Consider the following 15,981-nt stretch of genomic DNA (forward strand, 5'->3'; position numbering starts at 1 on the left):
AAGATCGAGACCGACCAGGTCGCCACGGCGATGCACGAAATGACTGCCACCGTGCAGGAAGTGGCGCGCAACGCAGAGCAGGCTTCCCTGGCCGCCGCCGATGCCGACGGCCAAGCCCGCGCAGGCGACAAGGTGGTGGCTGAAGCCATCGCCCAGATCGAGCGTCTGGCCGCTGAAGTGGCACGTTCCACTGACGCCATGACCCACCTGCAACAAGAGAGCAACAAGATCGGCAGCGTGATGGACGTGATCAAAGCCGTCGCCGAACAGACCAACCTGCTGGCCCTCAATGCGGCGATCGAAGCCGCACGGGCGGGTGAAGCCGGGCGTGGGTTTGCCGTGGTCGCCGACGAAGTGCGCGGCCTGGCCCAGCGCACGCAAAAATCCACCGAGGAAATCGAAGGCCTGGTCGCCGGTTTGCAGAACGGCACCCAACAAGTGGCCAACGTGATGAACAACAGCCGCAGCCTCACTGACAGCAGTGTCGAGCTGACGCGCAAGGCCGGTGTGTCACTGGAGAACATCACCCGTACGGTGTCGAATATCCAGTCGATGAACCAGCAAATTGCCGCCGCCGCCGAGCAGCAAAGCGCCGTGGCTGAAGAGATCAGCCGCAGCATTGTGAATGTGCGGGATGTGTCGGAGCAGACCGCTACGGCAAGTGACGAGACCGCCAAGTCGAGTGTTGAACTGGCGCGGTTGGGTAGCCAGTTGCAGCAGATGGTCAGTCATTTCCGGGTTTAACAAACCGCAATCACTGTGGCGAGGGAGCTTGCTCCCGTTGGGCCGCGAAGCGGCCCTAATCAACTTGATGCAGATTTGAAGTTGAGAACACGGTGAATGCTTCGGGGCTGCTACGCAGCCCAACGGGAGCAAGCTCCCTCGCCACAGGCAAACTTAGACATACTCGGCCCTCCGTGAGTTGGGCCTTACCTCCAGCGCACTTACCGGAACACGTGAGCCTTCGGACGCGGGTCAATGCGTCCTTTGAGGTGGCCGGGCTAATGGTCCTTCCGCATCAATCCGGCACGGATTACTAGCCCGTGGCGGTCAGTCCAGAATTCGCACGCAGACCCAGCCCACCCAAAAGCGACCAACGTAGAACGGGGAAGATCCTAACCAACATCCCCGTTGAAGGTGTTTCAAAGAGTGGTCAAATATCCAGTATTGATCGATAGATTCATTGCAAGCTTTTGCAGTCGAATCACGCCAGAAAAGAATGCCGAAAGCGCTCCATGCCAACTATCCTTCCGTTTTGCGTGATGACGTGAGCGGCGGTAGTATTCACCTGCGGGTCGATGCGTCTTTTGAGATCGCAACCCCAGCCACTAACTGGGTTTGCAAAAAAAACCGCCCTACTAAGGCGGTTTTTTATTGCCTGCGATTTACCCCTCAGCCCTCGCCATCCTCAACAAACACCAGCCGATTCCCAAACGGATCCTTGATGCTCATCTCCCGCGATCCCCAAGGCGTTTCCTCAACCCCAGGCTTGGCATACCGGTAATCCTTGCCTACCAATTGCTGCTGGTAAGCGTCCACACCCTGAGCCTGAATCCGCACCGCCGCGCCCGGCGAGGCATCACCATGATGCTCGGATAAGTGCAGTACGCAGTCCCCCAAAGACACCTGCAGGTACAACGGAAAATTGGCCTCGAAACGATGCTGCCAATCCACCTTGAACCCCAAAAAATCGACATAGAATTCCAACGCCTTGGCCTCGTCGAAAATCCGCAGGATGGGGATGACTTTTCCTAAGTGCATGGCAACCGCTCCGTTTAAATGAGCGCCCACTATAGAGGCGAAAAACCCCGACGCAAATCCCCGCTGCGCGCCAGGAACCGACCCTGCCGCTGACCGTTCGCCTGCCCGTCGCTATAGCTCAACACGCCGTTGACCCACACCCCATCAATGCCCTCGGCCGCGCGTTGCGGCTCCTTGAAGTCCGCCACATCGCGCACGCGCAACGGGTCGAACAACACCAGGTCGGCCCAGTGCCCTTCGCGGATTTCACCCCGCTCAGACAAACCAAACCGCGCCGCCGACAACCCTGTCATTTTGTGCACGGCAGTGTGCAGCGGAAACAATCCGACATCCCGGCTGAAATGCCCCAACACCCGTGGAAACGCGCCCCACAAACGCGGATGCGGGAAGGGGTCTTCAGGCAACCCATCCGAGCCGACCATCGACAACGGATGCGCCAGGATCCGTCGCACATCCGCCTCATCCATTCCGTAGTACACAGCGCCTGCCGGTTGTAGCCGACGGGCTGCGTCCATCAGCGAAACATCCCACTCAGCGGCGATATCCTGCAAATCACGCCCGCCCATTTCCGGATGCGGCGTCGACCAGGTAATGGTGATCCGAAAGGCGTCAGTCACCTGCTTGAGGTCCAGGGTCGAAGAACTCGCCGCATAGGGATAGCAATCACAGCCCACCGGGTGGGTTTTCGCCGCCAGTTCCAGCGACGCCAATAGCTGCGGACTACGCCCCCAATTACCAGCGCCGGCACATTTGAGGTGGGAAATGATCACCGGTGCCTTGGCATGCCGGCCGATCAGGAACGCCTCGTCCATCGCCTCCAGCACCGGCTCGAATTCGCTGCGCAAATGGGTGGTGTACACCGCACCGAACGCGGTGAGTGCCTCACTCAGTTGCAGCACTTCATCGGTCTCGGCGTTGAACGCGCTGGCGTAGGCCAAGCCTGTGGATAAACCGAGGGCACCGTCTTCGAGACTCTCTTGCAACTGCGCGCGCATGGCGGCAATTTCATCCGCTGAGGCAGTGCGGTGCAGGTCATCCATATGGTTGCTGCGCAGCGCCGTATGGCCGATCAACGCGGCGACGTTGACCGCCGGGTGAGCCTTTTCGACCGCCGCACGATAGTCACTGAAACGCGGATAAACGAACGCCGAAACGCTGCCCAGCAGGTTCATCGGATCCGGCGGATCACTGCGCAACGTCACCGGCGACGCGCTGATGCCACAGTTGCCGACAATCACCGTGGTCACACCCTGGCTCAGTTTGGGCAGCATCTGCGGATGGCGGATCACCACCGTATCGTCATGGGTATGCACGTCGATAAATCCCGGCGCCAGCACACGTCCGCACGCCTCGATTTCATGCTCGGCCACCGCCGTCGACAAATCGCCGATCGTCTCGATGCGCCCGTCGCGCAGCCCCACATCCGCGACGTAGCCGGGGGTGTTGCTGCCATCAATGATCAGCGCCTGGCGAATCAGCGTGTCGTACTTCATATCAGTCTCCAAGCGGCAGGCTGTCGGGGCCGCCGCGATAATCGTCCAGGGCCAGCTTGATCCGGCGCAGGCGTTCCTGGTTGTCGTCCGGCAGGGCCAAGGCCAGCTCGGTGGCGAGCAAGTCGATGGCCAGCAGCATTCCGTAGCGCGCCGCGGTGGGCTTGTAAATAAAACTGGTTTCGGCCGGTTGCAGCGGCAACAACACATCGGCCAACTGCGCCAAGGGCGAATCTGCCAGGGTGATGGCGACGATGCGCGCGTCGTAGTTACGCGCCAGGGTCACTACGTCGAGCAGCTCAGGCGTGAGGCCGGTCAGGGAGCACACAATCAGCGCATGCTCGGGCCCCAGCGTCGCCGCCGTAACACGCATCATCACCGGGTCATGGCAGGCGGCAATCGGATAACCCAGGCGTACCAGGCGTACCTGCAACTCGTCGCTGCACAGGCTCGACGGGCCGCCCATGCCGAACGCATGGATCATCCGCGCCTTGCCCAGCAGGTTGACCGCATCGACGAAACTCGCCTGGTTGAACCCCGACAAGTGCTGACGCAAGGTCCCTTCGATATCCCCCAGAATCTGCCGATGAAACGCCGACTGCTCCGGCAACCCCGCAGGGTCGAGGAAGCGACTGCCGACGCCACTGGCCTGGGCTAATTGCAGACGCAAATCCCGCAGATCCCGGCAACCCACACTGCGCGCGAAGCGCGACAAGGTGGCCGTGCTGACCTCAGCCCGCTGGGACAACGCTTCCAAGCTGGCCGACGCGGCAAAGCCCACGTCATCGAGCATCAGCTTGGCGATACGCCCTTCGCCGGCGCTGAAGGAGTCCAGGCGGGCGCGGATCTGGTAGAGGATGTCCATGGGGGCTCCGGGTTACAAGATGCAGGACAGACCATACGTAAGACCGAAGGCGACCACCGATATCAGAGTCTCCAACACGGTCCAGGTCTTGAAGGTCTGGATCACCGTCATATTGAAGTATTCCTTGATCAGCCAGAAGCCGCCGTCGTTCACGTGGGAAAAGATCACCGAACCCGCACCAGTGGCCAGCACCAGCAATTCGGGGTGTGGATAACCCAGGCCCATCGCAACCGGCGCCACCACACCGGACGCGGTGGTCATGGCGACGGTGGCCGAGCCCGTGGCAATACGCATCAGCGCAGCAAACAGCCAGCCCATCACCAACGGCGACAGGTGGAAAGCATGGGCTAAACCCAGAATCTCGTTGGTCACACCCGCATCCACCAGGATGCGATTCAAACCGCCGCCCGCCCCCACCAGCAAGGTGATGCTCGCGGTCGGCGCCAGGCATTCATTGGTGAACTTTAGGATCGACTCGCGGTTGAAGCCTTGGGCGATACCCAAGGTCCAGAAGCTGACAAGGGTCGCCACCAACAGCGCGATCACCGAGTTACCGATAAACAACAGGAACTGATTGAAACCGGTGCCCGGCGTGGAAATCACGTTGGCCCAACCGCCGATCATCATCAGCACCACCGGCAACAGGATGGTGCCCATGGTCAGCGCAAAACTCGGCAAGCGGGTACGCGGTTCGCGGTCAATGAACTGGCGTTCCAGCGGGTTTTCCGCCGGCAGATGGATACGCGGCACGATGAATTTGGCGTAGACGGGACCTGCGATGATTGCCGTCGGGATACCAATCAGGATGGCGTAGAGCACGGTCTGCCCCACCGATGCGTTGTACGCCAGCACTGCCATCATCGCCGCCGGGTGCGGTGGCACCAGCGCATGCACCACCGACAGGCCGGCGACCATCGGCAAACCGACCATCAGGATCGACACGCCCACCCGCCGCGCCACGGTAAAGGCAATCGGCACCAGCAACACAAAACCGACCTCGAAAAACAGCGGCAGCCCCACCAGGAAGGCGATGCACACCATGGCCCAGTGCGCATTGCGCTCGCCAAAGCGGTTGATCAACGTGCGCGCCACCTGCTCGGCGCCGCCAGACTCGGCCATCATCTTGCCGAGCATGGTGCCCAGCGCCACGACCAGGGCGATATGCCCCAAGGTCTTGCCGACGCCCGCTTCATACGAGCCCATGATGGTGTCTGCCGGCATCCCGGCCATCAGCGCCAGGCCAATGGACACCAGGGTGATGACGATAAACGGGTTGAGCCGATAACGTGCAATCAGCACGATCAAAGCAATGATGGCGATGGCAGCGTATGCCAATAGCCCGAAGCCCGGTGATGCGGCCATGCGGTACTCCTCGGAAAGGGTCACGTCGAATTGGTTGTGAAACTCATAAATCATTACCGAGGAGTATTTTCAATTTTTATGAAAATAATTTTCGCCCACAGATAAGCGCTGTCGCGTTGGGATATGCCCAACGGTCGCCTATGAAAATTCGGGGGGTGTTCTTACATGAAGATCAGAGGATGCCGGAAACTCAAACGCCGCCATCGAGTCATAGAATGCGCCTCCCCTCATGCCCAGGAAAATCGACCATGATTCGCACCTCCCTCGCCGCCAGCGCCCTGCTTCTCGCCCTGTGCGGCACTGCGTCGGCCGCCGATAACGCGGCGTTGAAAAAATGCATGGACAGCGCCAACACGACCGCAGACATGGTCAATTGCAACGCCAAGGAAGCCAAGGTGCAGGACACGCGCCTGAACAAAGCCTACAAGACCGCCCTCGCCGCACAGGAAGGTGCGCGCAAGCAGCAACTGCAAGACGTGCAGCGCCTGTGGATAAAATACCGTGATGCCAATTGCGGCTTCGCCGGCTCCGCCACCGGTGGCACCATCGACCAGGTCAACGGCTCCGCTTGCCTGCTGGACATGACCCAGACCCGCGCCCAGGAGCTGGAAGACCTGGTCGGGCCGTAAGGAATGGCCCCCTCCCCCTGTAGGAGCGAGCTTGCTCGCGAAAATCGTCAACGATAACGCGGGTGACCTGAGTGCATGCGGCGCACTCAAGTCTTTAGCGAGCAAGCTCGCTCCTACAAGTGGGTGTTCAGTCGTGATGAACCTTGGCCCGCTTGAGCAACTTCTTGCAGCGCTCGGACAAATGCAGTACCCGCAAGTGCTTGCCGGCCTTGCTGTAACGCTCACGCAGGGTCATCAGCGCCGCAATTGCTGAATAGTCGACAAAGCTCAGGTGGCGGCAATCCAGCGTCACCTGGGCCGGGTCGTTGGCCGGGTCGAACTGGTTGAGGAACGGCGTGGTCGAGGCAAAGAACAAGGTGCCATGCAGGCGATAGAGCTTGCTGCCATCGGCCTCCAGGTGTTCATCGGCATACAGCTCGCGCGCCTGTTGCCAGGCGAAGTTCAGCGCCGCAATCACTATCCCGCACAACACGGCCGTGGCCAGGTCCGTGAACACGGTGATCACCGTCACCGCGATAATCACCAGCACGTCATTGAGCGGCACCTTGTTGATCACCCGCAAGGACGCCCAGGCGAAGGTCTGCTGCGACACCACGAACATCACACCCACCAGCGCCGCCAGCGGGATCCGCTCGATAAACGGCGACAGGAACAGGATGAACAGCAGGATCATCACCCCGGCAAATACCCCGGAGAAGCGCCCGCGCCCGCCGGAGCTGAGGTTGATCACGGTTTGCCCGATCATCGCGCAACCGCCCATGCCGCCAAACAGGCCCGAGACCATATTCGCCGCGCCCAGGGCCACGCTTTCGCGATCCGGGTAGCCACGGGTCTCGGTGATTTCGTCGGTGAGGTTTAGGGTCAGCAGGGTTTCCAGCAGGCCGACCATGGCCATCAGAAAGGCGTACGGCGCGATGATGCCGAGGGTTTCCAGGGTCCAGGGGATCTGCGGCAAGGCAAAGCTGGGTAGGCCACCAGCAATGTGGGCCATGTCGCCCAGGGTGCGGGTCGGCAGGCCCAGCAGGTACACCGCCAAGCCCACGCCGAGGATCGCCACCAATGCAGGCGGCACCGCGCGGGTGATGCGCGGCAGCAGGTAGACGATGGCCATAGTCACCAACACCAGGCCGATCATCACGTACAGCGGCGTGCCGCTGAGCCAGTGTTCACCGTTTTTGAAATGCTCCAACTGCGCCAGGGCAATGATGATCGCCAGGCCATTCACGAACCCTAGCATTACCGGGTGCGGCACCATGCGCACCAGCTTGCCCAGGCGCAGCAGGCCAAAGGCGACCATGATCAACCCGCCCAGCAACACCGTCGCCAGCAGGTATTCCACGCCGTGTTGCACCACCAACGCCACGATTACCACCGCCATCGAGCCCGCCGCACCGGACACCATGCCGGGGCGCCCGCCAAACAACGCGGTCAATGTGCAGATGATAAAGGCGCCATAGAGCCCCATCAGCGGGTTGAGATGGGCCACCAGGGCAAAGGCGATGCATTCGGGCAGCAACGCAAAAGACGTGGTGAGGCCGGCCAGGGCATCGGCGCGCAGACGGGTGAGGTTCATGAGGTACCAGGGCATTGCGGGGGATAAGGCGGGGAATGGTACGGAATTACAGAAGGCAGAACCAGTAGGAGCCGGCTTGCCGGCGATGAGGCCCTTGAAATCGAAACAGGATCCAAGGTTGCCATCGCCGGCAAGCCGGCTCCTACGGGGGTAGGTGTCAAACCATCTCGTTGCGAATCCACTCCACCACCGACGTACGCTTCGGCGCCCAGCCCAGCAACTCACGGGCATGCTTGCCCCGCACCCGGCTGTTGGAACCCAGACCATAGTTGGCCATTTCATAGCCCCACTCGGCTTCGGCGTCGGCCAATGGCCAATCCTGCGGTTTGCCCAGGTTCAGGGCTTCGGCGATGGCGGTGGTCATGTCGATAAACGCCGCCTCGCTGCTCTCCACGAAGTAGAAGGTGCCCGGTACGTTCTTGGTCAGTGCCAGCAGGTACAGCGCCACCACATCTTCGATATGCACGTTGGACCAGATGTTCTGCCCACTGCCCACATGGCGCACCACCCCACTCTTGCGCGCCTGCTTGAGCAGACGCGGCAATTGCACGCTATCGCGCTTCACGCCCAGGCTGTGACCGTAGATCAGCGTGTTGCAGATCACCGCCGAGTTCACGCCTTCGTTGGCACCCGCCAGGATCAAGTTGTCGATGGCAACGCGAGCGGCCTTGTCGACGGTCGGCTCCGGCAGGTTGGCTTCAAAGTAGATGACATCGCTGGACTTGCCGCCCGACGCATCACCGACAATGCTTGAACCGCTGGTGTGCAGGAATGGCTTGTTCGAGCCCTTCAAGGCTGCCAGCAGGGTTTCCACGGCAGCGCGATGGTCGCTGCTTGCGGCATTGATCACGGCATCGGCCTTTTGCGCTTGCTGGGTCAATACAGCAGTGTCATCCAGGGTGCCGATCACTGGGGTAATACCCAATGCGGTCATCTCGGCCGCCTGCTCGGCGCTGCGCACCAGGCCAGTCACGCTGTGGCCTGCCTTGACGAGGCCGGTTGCGATGGAGCCACCGATAAAACCAGCAGCGCCGGTAACGAATACGTTCATGGAGAGTCCTCCTGAGTGAGTAAGTGATGGGTCCAGTATCAAGGGCCGATCCCTGACGAATAAGCCCTTATTGCCCAATTCACTCTTGCGCGAAGGTCACGAATCAGCAGGCATACCGCGCCAGCTTGGCCTGCATGAAGTCGAGGAAACACTGGATGCGCAAGGCCAACTGCGAGTTACGGTAGAACACCGCGTGGATCGGCTGGCGATAACCGCTGTTGAACGCCTCCAGCACCGGCACCAGGCGCCCGGCCTCGATGTCGTCGATGGTCATGAAGTTCGACAGGCAGCAAATGCCCTGCCCTTCCAACGCCAGATGGCGCACGGTCTCGCCACTGGACGCGGCCACGCCCGGCTGGATCAGCCAGCGATCGCCCTCCACATGGCGCAGCGGCCAGTGGTTGAGGGTTTCGGTCTGGGTGAACCCCAGCAAGGTGTGGTTAGCCAATTCGGCAACCGTAGTCGGCGTGCCGTACTGCTTGAGATAGTCGGGGCTGGCGAGGATATGCAGTGGCGTGCAACCGAGCGCGCGCGCATGCAGGGTGGAGTCGGCCAACGCACCGATGCGAATGGCGATGTCGGTACTCTGTTCCAACAGGTCGATGATCAGGTCATCGCTGTTCAGCTCCAGCTGGATATCCGGGTAAAGACTGCGAAACTCCGCGATGTACGGCACGATCCCATGCAGCATAAAGGGCACCGCCGCATTGATGCGCAGGCGCCCCGCCGGTTTTTTCTGGCGTGACGACAGGCGCTCTTCCAGCTCATCCATCTGCGCCAGGATCACCTTGGCCTGCTCGAAGAAGTACTTGCCCTCCTCGGTCAGGTCCATACGCCGCGTGGTGCGGTTGATCAGCGTGGTGTCGAGCTTGGCTTCCAGGCGCGACAAGGTGCGACTGACCGCCGAGGGCGTCTGCCCGACCTGTTCTGCGGCAGCGGAAATCGAACCGCATTCAATCACGCTGACGAAGATCTGTAGCTCATCGGATCGGGCTTTCACACGTTGTCCCCTTTAATCGGCTCGCAGCAGCTTACACTGAGAGATTGACCTCTCGCGCCCTTAACCACCGATCAATAGATGAGCGCCCAATAACGCCATACCGACGAAAAACACGCGCTTGAACAACGCGGCGCTGATGCGCTGGCGCACCGCCTGGCCCAGCCGCATGCCCAGCAGTGCCGGCACCAGCGCCAGCAGTGACGCGTTGATTTCCCCGCCACCGAGGGTGCCGCGCCAAGCCAGCCCGGCAGCCAATGCCAAGGTGGAGACGGTAAACGACAGCCCCAACGCCTGGACCAACTGATCACGGTTCAAGCCCAGCGCTTGCAGATACGGCACAGCAGGAATCACAAACACACCGGTCGCCGAAGTGATGATGCCGGTGATCAGGCCGCACACGGGCCCCAGCCAGCGTTCGGCCTCAGATTTAACCTTGAACGTAGGCAGGAACAATCCGCTCAGCGCATACACCAGCAAAGCACCGCCCAACGCATGGCCCACCCAGCTTCCCCCGCTCATGCCCAGCCACAGCGTGCCAAACCCGGTGCCGAGGAAGATCAGCAGCAGCATCGGCCACAGGCGTTTGAGCAACGCACTCAGATGCCCACCGAACGCCAATTGCCACAGGTTGGTGATCGTCGAAGGGATGATCAGCAACGCCGCAGCCTGCGCCGGTAACATAGCCAGGCCGAGCAAGCCCATGGAGACTGTCGGCAAGCCCAGGCCAATCACACCCTTGACGGTGCCGGCCAGCACGAAGGTGCCGATCACCAGCAGGGTCAGGGCGGGGCCGATTTGTTGGTAGAACGCGAGGAAGGTATTCATGGGGGGATTGTGCGGCTATTCGATGAAGGCTGAAATTCGCCATATACTGAGGCAGCCTCTTGTTTTGTGAGAGGCTGATGACGCCATCGCCGGCAAGCTGGCTCCTACATTGGGAGGTGTAGATACACGACTGTAGGAGCCGGCTTGCCGGCGATGACGCCCGTCCAGACACCGAGAACCTCAAGCCATGCACTTTGACCTGATCGACCTGCGCCTTTATCTGCACATCCTCGACACCGGCAACATCACCGCCGGTGCCGGGCGCAGCCATTTGTCCCTGGCCGCCGCGAGTGCGCGTATCCGGGCGATGGAGGCTTCGCTGGGTATCGAATTCCTGGAGCGTAACCGTCGCGGCGTCACCCCAACGCCCGCCGGCAAGGCCCTGGCCCGCCATGCACGCTTGTTGCTGCAACAAGCCGAACACCTGCAGCAGGACCTCGCGGAATACGCCAACGGCATCAAAGGCCAGGTGCGCTTGCTGTGCAACACCACCGCCCTCAGCGAATACCTGCCGGAATTGCTGGCGGACTTTCTATGCGAGCACCCCAACCTCGATATCGACCTGCAAGAGCTGCCAAGCCTGCGTATCACCCAGGCCTTGCGCCAGGGCACGGCGGATATTGGGATCATTTCCGACGCAGTGGATACCCACGGCCTGCAGACACAGCCCTTTCGCGATGACCCGCTGGTGCTGATCGCGCCGCTGGATCATCCGTTCACCGCAGGGAGTTTTGTCGATAGCCTGCAACACGACTTTGTCGGCCTCGCCACTCACAGCGCGTTGACGGTTTACCTTGAAGAACAGGCATTGCACGCGGGTTTCCGCCTGCAAACTCGTATCCGCGCCGAGGGCTTTGACGGGGTGATTCGCATGGTCGCCCGTGGCGCTGGCTTGGGTATCGTGCCCCAAGCCGCGCTGGAACGTTGGCCGCTGGAACGCAGCTTCAAGGCCCACCCCCTGCAAGAAGCGTGGGCCTGCCGGAAACTGCTGTTATGCGCGCGCTCGTTCGAACAGCTGCCCGGTTATGCCAAGGCCTTGTTCGACGCCTTGGCCCTGCCCTTGCGGAAGAACCCGTAATACACCGCTGACAGAATCAGCAGGAACGGCACGCCAAACACCAGGGTCATCTTGAACGCCTCGGTGAAATAGGTGGTGATCATCACCGCGCCCATCAGCACCAGCCCCAGCAGCGTGCTGTAGGGAAACAGCCGCAGTTGGAACGACAGCTTCGGCCCACCGTGGCGCTTGCGGTAGCGACGGAAAAACAGGTGGGTGAGGAAGATCATGAACCAGGTGAAGATCGCGCCAAACATCGAGATCGCCATCATCAGGGTGAACGAGCTTTCCGGGTACACCACGTTGAGCAACGTCGCCAGCGCAATGCCCGAACTGGACAGCAGCAACGCATTCAGCGGAATACCACTCTTGCTCAACGCGCCCATGGACTTGGGCGCAAAGCCGGCGCGGGACAGGCTGAACATCATGCGGGTGGTGATGTAGAGCTGGCTATTCATCGCCGAGAGCGCGGCGATCAGGATCACGAAGTTCATCACGCCGGTCGCACCGGGAATGCCGATGGTCTGCATCACCGTGACGAACGGGCTCTGGGTTTGTCCGGCCTGGTTCCACGGCACGATGGCCAGCATCAGCGCCAGGGTCAGCAGGTAAAACACCACTAGGCGCACAATGGTGGCGCGGAAAGCTTTCTTCACCGCCTGTTCCGGGTCCGCGGCTTCACCGGCGGCCACGGCGATCATCTCCACACTCAAATAGCTGAAGATCGACACGATCACCGCCATCCACATGCCGCTCAGGCCATGGGGGAAAAAGCCGTCGTGGGCCGTGTAGTTCTGCACGCCATACTCCGGGTTGCCGGAGCCGAACACCACGTACACGGCAAGGATGATGAAGCCGACAATCGCACTGATCTTGATCGTCGAAAACCAGTATTCGAAGTTGCCAAAGGTCTTCACGCTGATGGCGTTGAGCAGGATCAACACACTGGAAAACGACACGATCCATACCCACTCCGGCACGTTGGCAAACCAGTACTTCATGTACATCGCCACCGCCGTGACCTCGGCGCCCACCGCCAGCACAATGGCCGCCCAATAGGCGTAGCGCACTAGAAACCCGGCCAGCGGGCTGATGTAGAACTCGGCGTAGGCACCGAAGGAGCCCGAGGTGGAGTGGGCCACCGTCATCTCCGCCAGGCACCCCATCAACAGCAAGGTGATCAACGCGCCAATGGCGTAGCTCACCAAGACGCTGGGCCCGGCATAACCGATGGCGTAGGCGCTGCCCATGAACAGCCCGGTGCCAATGGCCCCACCGATGGCGATCATGCTCATCTGGCCGGAAGTGAGCTGGCGCCGCAGGCCCAGTTCGCGGTGGGTGATCTCTGCAAAGCCGTTGTCTGGCGTGGTCACGTGGTGTGCCCCTTTATTATTGTGATTGCACAGGTGGTCGGTAAGTGTGTCAGGTGACGCTGTTGCGGACTTTGAATTGCGGCTGGTCCCAGGTGTGGCTGTCGAGGATGTCGCCAAGGATTTCCACAGCCTCAAACACCTCGGTAAAGCTCGTGTACAACGGCGTAAAACCAAACCGCATGATGCGCGGCTCACGGTAATCACCGATCACCCCACGGGCGATCAAGGCCTGGATCACCGCGTAGCCTTCGGGGTGTTCAAAGCTCACATGACTGCCGCGCTTGGCGTGCTCGTGTGGGGTGATCAACTTCAAGTCATGGGCGGCGCAACGGGCTTCGACCAACGCGATAAACAGGTCGGTCAACGCCAGGGACTTGCTGCGCAAACTCGCCATATCGGTCTGGGCAAAAATCTCCAGGCCGCACTCCACCATGGCCAGCGAAGTGATCGGCTGCGTGCCGCACAGGTAACGGGCAATACCAGCACTCGGAGCGTACGTCGACTCCATGGCGAACTGCCGGGTATGCCCGAACCAGCCTGACAACGGCTGACGCACCACATCCACCAACGCGGGGTTGACCCACACAAACGCCTGGGAACCCGGGCCGCCGTTGAGGTACTTGTAGGTGCAGCCAATCGCATAATCGGCGCCCGCCTGATGCAGGTCGATAGGCACCGCGCCGGCCGAATGCGCCAGGTCCCAGATGCTCAGCGCACCGCACTCATGGCTCAGGGCGGTCAACGCCTGCATGTCGTACATGTAGCCGGTCTTGTAGTTGACGTGGGTGAGCATCACCACTGCAACATCCTGATCGATCGCCTGGGGCAGTTCATCCGGGCTGTTCACCAGGCGCAGGGAATAGCCCTGTTGCAGCAGTTCAGCCAAGCCTTCTGCGATGTACAAGTCGGTGGGGAAGTTGCTCGCCTCGCTGACGATCACCTTGCGATGCGGCTGGCGTTGACGCTGCACGGTCAACGCGGCACTCAGCACCTTGAACAGGTTGATCGAGGTGGTATCGGTGATCACCACTTCGTTGTCGCGCGCGCCAATCAAGGGTGCCAGACGATTGCCCAGGCGCTGGGATAAATCCGCCCAGCCCGCGCTGTTCCAACTGCGGATCAGCCCGTTGCCCCACTCTTCGGCGATCACCGCCTGCGCCCGCGCCAACGCCGCCACCGGGCGGGCGCCGAGGGAGTTGCCGTCGAGGTAGATAACGCCCTGCGGCAAGGCGAACTGGCTACGCAAGGGCGCCAGTGGGTCTTGGGCATCGAGGGCTTGGCAATGGCTTCGTGTGGTCATGGGCGATCCTGGTTTTTATAAGTAAGAATGGACCAAATAATGAACGAAGTTTTAGAGAATTTTCGTGCAAAGTGAGTAGCAACAGGCTAATTAAGCTGTAGGAAATTCGAATTTACCCCCCAAACACGCGGATTTATTCTAACCATGATTCTCGACGCCACCGACCTACGGCTCCTCCATTTCCTGCAACAGGATGGCCGCATCAGCAACCAGGAACTGGCGGAAAAAGTCGCGCTGTCGCCGTCCGCCTGCCTGCGCCGTTTGCGCTTGCTGGAGAGCGAGGGAATTATCAGCGGCTACCGCGCGGTGTTGAACGCCGAGCAATTGGGGATCGAGCTGGAAGCCATCGTCCACCTGTCCTTGCGCCAGGATGTGGAGGATTGGCACGAGACGTTCATCAAGAAGGTGCAGGGCTGGCCGGAAGTGGCCAGCGCCTATGTGATCACGGGCGCCAGTAACTATGTGCTACGGGTGCAGGCGCGCAATCTCAAGCACTTCTCGGACTTTATCGTGAACCACCTGAACCGCACGGCGGGGGTGATGGATATACGCTCGGAGATTGTGTTGCAGAAGATCAAGGATCGGGATGAGGTGCTTGACCTGGTCGTCCGTAAGTAGGCTGAGAATGCCTTCTGTAGGAGCGAGCTTGCTCGCGAAAAAGGTACATCCGCCGCAGCGGTGTGCCTGGAACACCTTCGCGAGCAAGCTCGCTCCTACAGGGGGCGTGGCGTTTAGTCTTCGAGGGCACGCACGCGCTGCATGCGCTTTTGCTCTACCGGCGCATCCGCCACTTGCAACTCAAAGTCAAAATCAATCTGCGCAAACCGCCCTTCCACGCCAAACTCTCGCGCCAGTTGCGGGTCGTCACTGAAGCGAATCTCGGCGATCAACTCATCCCGCGTCGCATAGGCAAAATCATCATGCAGGTACGGGTCATCCGACAGGTTGATCTGCGTGGTCAGGTGCCGATGCCCCGGCGCCGAAATGAAGAAGTGAATATGCGCCGGCCGCTGCCCGTGGCGCCCCAGTTGATCAAGCAATTGCTGAGTCGGCCCGGTCGGCGGGCACCCATAGCCCGACGGTACAATGCTACGGAAACGGTAGTTACCCTGAGCGTCGGTCTCAATGCGGCGGCGCAGGTTGAACTCCGATTGCGTCGGGTCAAACCATGAATAGGTGCCACCGGTATTGGCCTGCCACACGTCCACAATCGCCCCCGCCAGCGGCTTGCCCTCGGTGTCGCGCACTTGCCCGCGCATGAACAGCGGCACCGCGTCGTCCCTGCCATCATCCAGTCGCGCCTCATACTTCGACAGCGGCGCACCGGCCACATACAACGGGCCTTCGATGGTGCGCGGCGTACCACCGGATTTGCCGGCCTCCTCATCGGCCGCGTCCATCAACAGGTCCAGGTAATGCTCCAGGCCCAGCCCGGCGGCGAGCAGACCGGCTTCCTGGTTCTTGCCCAAGTCGTTCAGATAGTTGACCGCCTTCCAGAATTCTTCCGGGGTCACTTCCAGGTCTTCGATGATGTTCACGGTGTCGCGCAGGATTCGGTAGATCAACGCCTTGGTACGCGGGTTACCGCCGTCGTTGAGGTTGCCGCTGGCTTCTTCGAGAAACTGTTGGGCATGGGCAGTCTGGGACAGTCGGATGGACATGGTGCATTCCTCATCTTGTAGTTATTAGGGTGAA

At 60.8% G+C, this 15,981-nt stretch carries 14 protein-coding genes and 1 pseudogene; 4 read left to right on the top strand and 11 right to left on the bottom strand.

What is annotated here, in order from left to right; translation table 11 throughout:
- Positions 1-150: 150 nt before the first annotated feature.
- A pseudogene (locus HX868_RS31235) lies at positions 151-744 on the top strand (methyl-accepting chemotaxis protein); the annotation flags it as partial.
- Between the two features lie 648 nt (positions 745-1,392).
- On the opposite strand, the gene HX868_RS16300 reads toward HX868_RS31235, so the two are convergent.
- Genes HX868_RS16300 through HX868_RS16315 form a run of 4 tightly spaced genes read right to left on the bottom strand, consistent with a single transcriptional unit; the run spans position 1,393 to position 5,478 of the window.
- Complete coding sequence (locus HX868_RS16300; protein ID WP_177003561.1) at positions 1,393-1,761, bottom strand: glyoxalase superfamily protein; 369 nt, start codon at positions 1,759-1,761, stop codon at positions 1,393-1,395.
- A 29-nt stretch (positions 1,762-1,790) separates the two neighbouring features.
- The gene (locus HX868_RS16305; RefSeq protein WP_177003562.1) at positions 1,791-3,254 is read right to left on the bottom strand and encodes an N-acyl-D-amino-acid deacylase family protein; all 1,464 of its coding nucleotides are present in this window, start codon (positions 3,252-3,254) and stop codon (positions 1,791-1,793) included.
- A 1-nt stretch (position 3,255) separates the two neighbouring features.
- A complete protein-coding gene (locus HX868_RS16310) occupies positions 3,256-4,116 on the bottom strand; it encodes a MurR/RpiR family transcriptional regulator (RefSeq protein WP_177003563.1) in 861 nt (286 codons plus the stop codon).
- Positions 4,117-4,128: 12 nt separating this feature from the next.
- Entirely contained in the window at positions 4,129-5,478 is a 1,350-nt protein-coding gene (locus HX868_RS16315; protein ID WP_038842258.1) for a GntT/GntP/DsdX family permease, read from the bottom strand.
- A 248-nt stretch (positions 5,479-5,726) separates the two neighbouring features.
- Here HX868_RS16315 and HX868_RS16320 point away from each other — a divergent pair, with 248 nt between their 5' ends.
- Positions 5,727-6,107, top strand: coding sequence for a lysozyme inhibitor LprI family protein (locus tag HX868_RS16320; protein WP_071496370.1), 381 nt, complete (start codon positions 5,727-5,729; stop codon positions 6,105-6,107).
- A 127-nt stretch (positions 6,108-6,234) separates the two neighbouring features.
- Here HX868_RS16320 and HX868_RS16325 read toward each other — a convergent pair whose 3' ends face one another.
- From HX868_RS16325 to HX868_RS16340, 4 genes are all read right to left on the bottom strand, one after another.
- Positions 6,235-7,680 (bottom strand): SulP family inorganic anion transporter, encoded by a 1,446-nt coding sequence (locus HX868_RS16325; RefSeq protein WP_177003564.1) that lies wholly within the window; start codon positions 7,678-7,680, stop codon positions 6,235-6,237.
- Positions 7,681-7,837: 157 nt separating this feature from the next.
- A complete protein-coding gene (locus tag HX868_RS16330; protein WP_177003565.1) occupies positions 7,838-8,731 on the bottom strand; it encodes an NAD-dependent epimerase/dehydratase family protein in 894 nt (297 codons plus the stop codon).
- Positions 8,732-8,834: 103 nt separating this feature from the next.
- Positions 8,835-9,731 (bottom strand): LysR substrate-binding domain-containing protein, encoded by an 897-nt coding sequence (locus HX868_RS16335; RefSeq protein ID WP_177003566.1) that lies wholly within the window; start codon positions 9,729-9,731, stop codon positions 8,835-8,837.
- A gap of 60 nt (positions 9,732-9,791) precedes the next feature.
- Positions 9,792-10,556 (bottom strand): sulfite exporter TauE/SafE family protein, encoded by a 765-nt coding sequence (locus HX868_RS16340; RefSeq protein ID WP_177003567.1) that lies wholly within the window; start codon positions 10,554-10,556, stop codon positions 9,792-9,794.
- Between the two features lie 187 nt (positions 10,557-10,743).
- Between HX868_RS16340 and HX868_RS16345 the strand changes: the two genes are divergently transcribed.
- Positions 10,744-11,634 (top strand): LysR family transcriptional regulator, encoded by an 891-nt coding sequence (locus HX868_RS16345; protein ID WP_177003568.1) that lies wholly within the window; start codon positions 10,744-10,746, stop codon positions 11,632-11,634.
- Here the strand turns inward: HX868_RS16345 and HX868_RS16350 are convergent.
- Both HX868_RS16350 and kynU read right to left on the bottom strand, forming a co-directional pair.
- On the bottom strand, positions 11,580-12,986 hold the full coding sequence (locus HX868_RS16350) for an amino acid permease (protein WP_033896175.1): 1,407 nt from the start codon (positions 12,984-12,986) through the stop codon (positions 11,580-11,582). The genes HX868_RS16345 and HX868_RS16350 overlap by 55 nt on opposite strands.
- A 49-nt stretch (positions 12,987-13,035) precedes the next feature.
- The gene (gene kynU, locus HX868_RS16355; RefSeq protein WP_177003569.1) at positions 13,036-14,286 is read right to left on the bottom strand and encodes a kynureninase; all 1,251 of its coding nucleotides are present in this window, start codon (positions 14,284-14,286) and stop codon (positions 13,036-13,038) included.
- A 144-nt stretch (positions 14,287-14,430) separates the two neighbouring features.
- On the opposite strand from kynU, the gene HX868_RS16360 reads away from it, so the two are divergent.
- A complete protein-coding gene (locus HX868_RS16360; RefSeq protein ID WP_003176072.1) occupies positions 14,431-14,904 on the top strand; it encodes an Lrp/AsnC family transcriptional regulator in 474 nt (157 codons plus the stop codon).
- Positions 14,905-15,017: 113 nt separating this feature from the next.
- On the opposite strand, the gene catA is transcribed toward HX868_RS16360, so the two are convergent.
- The gene (gene catA / locus HX868_RS16365; protein WP_177003570.1) at positions 15,018-15,947 is read right to left on the bottom strand and encodes a catechol 1,2-dioxygenase; all 930 of its coding nucleotides are present in this window, start codon (positions 15,945-15,947) and stop codon (positions 15,018-15,020) included.
- Positions 15,948-15,981: the final 34 nt, after the last annotated feature.

It is taken from the genome of Pseudomonas reactans, from assembly GCF_013385825.1.
Lineage (GTDB): Bacteria > Pseudomonadota > Gammaproteobacteria > Pseudomonadales > Pseudomonadaceae > Aquipseudomonas > Aquipseudomonas reactans.

Excerpts from the sequence above, each read along its gene's own strand:
- HX868_RS16320 (WP_071496370.1), top strand. The coding sequence starts at position 5,727 with ATGATTCGCACCTCCCTCGCCGCCAGCGCCCTGCTTCTCGCCCTGTGC.
- HX868_RS16305 (WP_177003562.1), bottom strand. The coding sequence starts at position 3,254 with ATGAAGTACGACACGCTGATTCGCCAGGCGCTGATCATTGATGGCAGC.
- HX868_RS16315 (WP_038842258.1), bottom strand. The coding sequence starts at position 5,478 with ATGGCCGCATCACCGGGCTTCGGGCTATTGGCATACGCTGCCATCGCC.
- catA (WP_177003570.1), bottom strand. The coding sequence starts at position 15,947 with ATGTCCATCCGACTGTCCCAGACTGCCCATGCCCAACAGTTTCTCGAA.
- HX868_RS16330 (WP_177003565.1), bottom strand. The coding sequence starts at position 8,731 with ATGAACGTATTCGTTACCGGCGCTGCTGGTTTTATCGGTGGCTCCATC.
- kynU (WP_177003569.1), bottom strand. The coding sequence starts at position 14,286 with ATGACCACACGAAGCCATTGCCAAGCCCTCGATGCCCAAGACCCACTG.
- HX868_RS16325 (WP_177003564.1), bottom strand. The coding sequence starts at position 7,680 with ATGAACCTCACCCGTCTGCGCGCCGATGCCCTGGCCGGCCTCACCACG.
- HX868_RS16300 (WP_177003561.1), bottom strand. The coding sequence starts at position 1,761 with ATGCACTTAGGAAAAGTCATCCCCATCCTGCGGATTTTCGACGAGGCC.
- HX868_RS16340 (WP_177003567.1), bottom strand. The coding sequence starts at position 10,556 with ATGAATACCTTCCTCGCGTTCTACCAACAAATCGGCCCCGCCCTGACC.
- HX868_RS16360 (WP_003176072.1), top strand. The coding sequence starts at position 14,431 with ATGATTCTCGACGCCACCGACCTACGGCTCCTCCATTTCCTGCAACAG.
- HX868_RS16345 (WP_177003568.1), top strand. The coding sequence starts at position 10,744 with ATGCACTTTGACCTGATCGACCTGCGCCTTTATCTGCACATCCTCGAC.
- HX868_RS16310 (WP_177003563.1), bottom strand. The coding sequence starts at position 4,116 with ATGGACATCCTCTACCAGATCCGCGCCCGCCTGGACTCCTTCAGCGCC.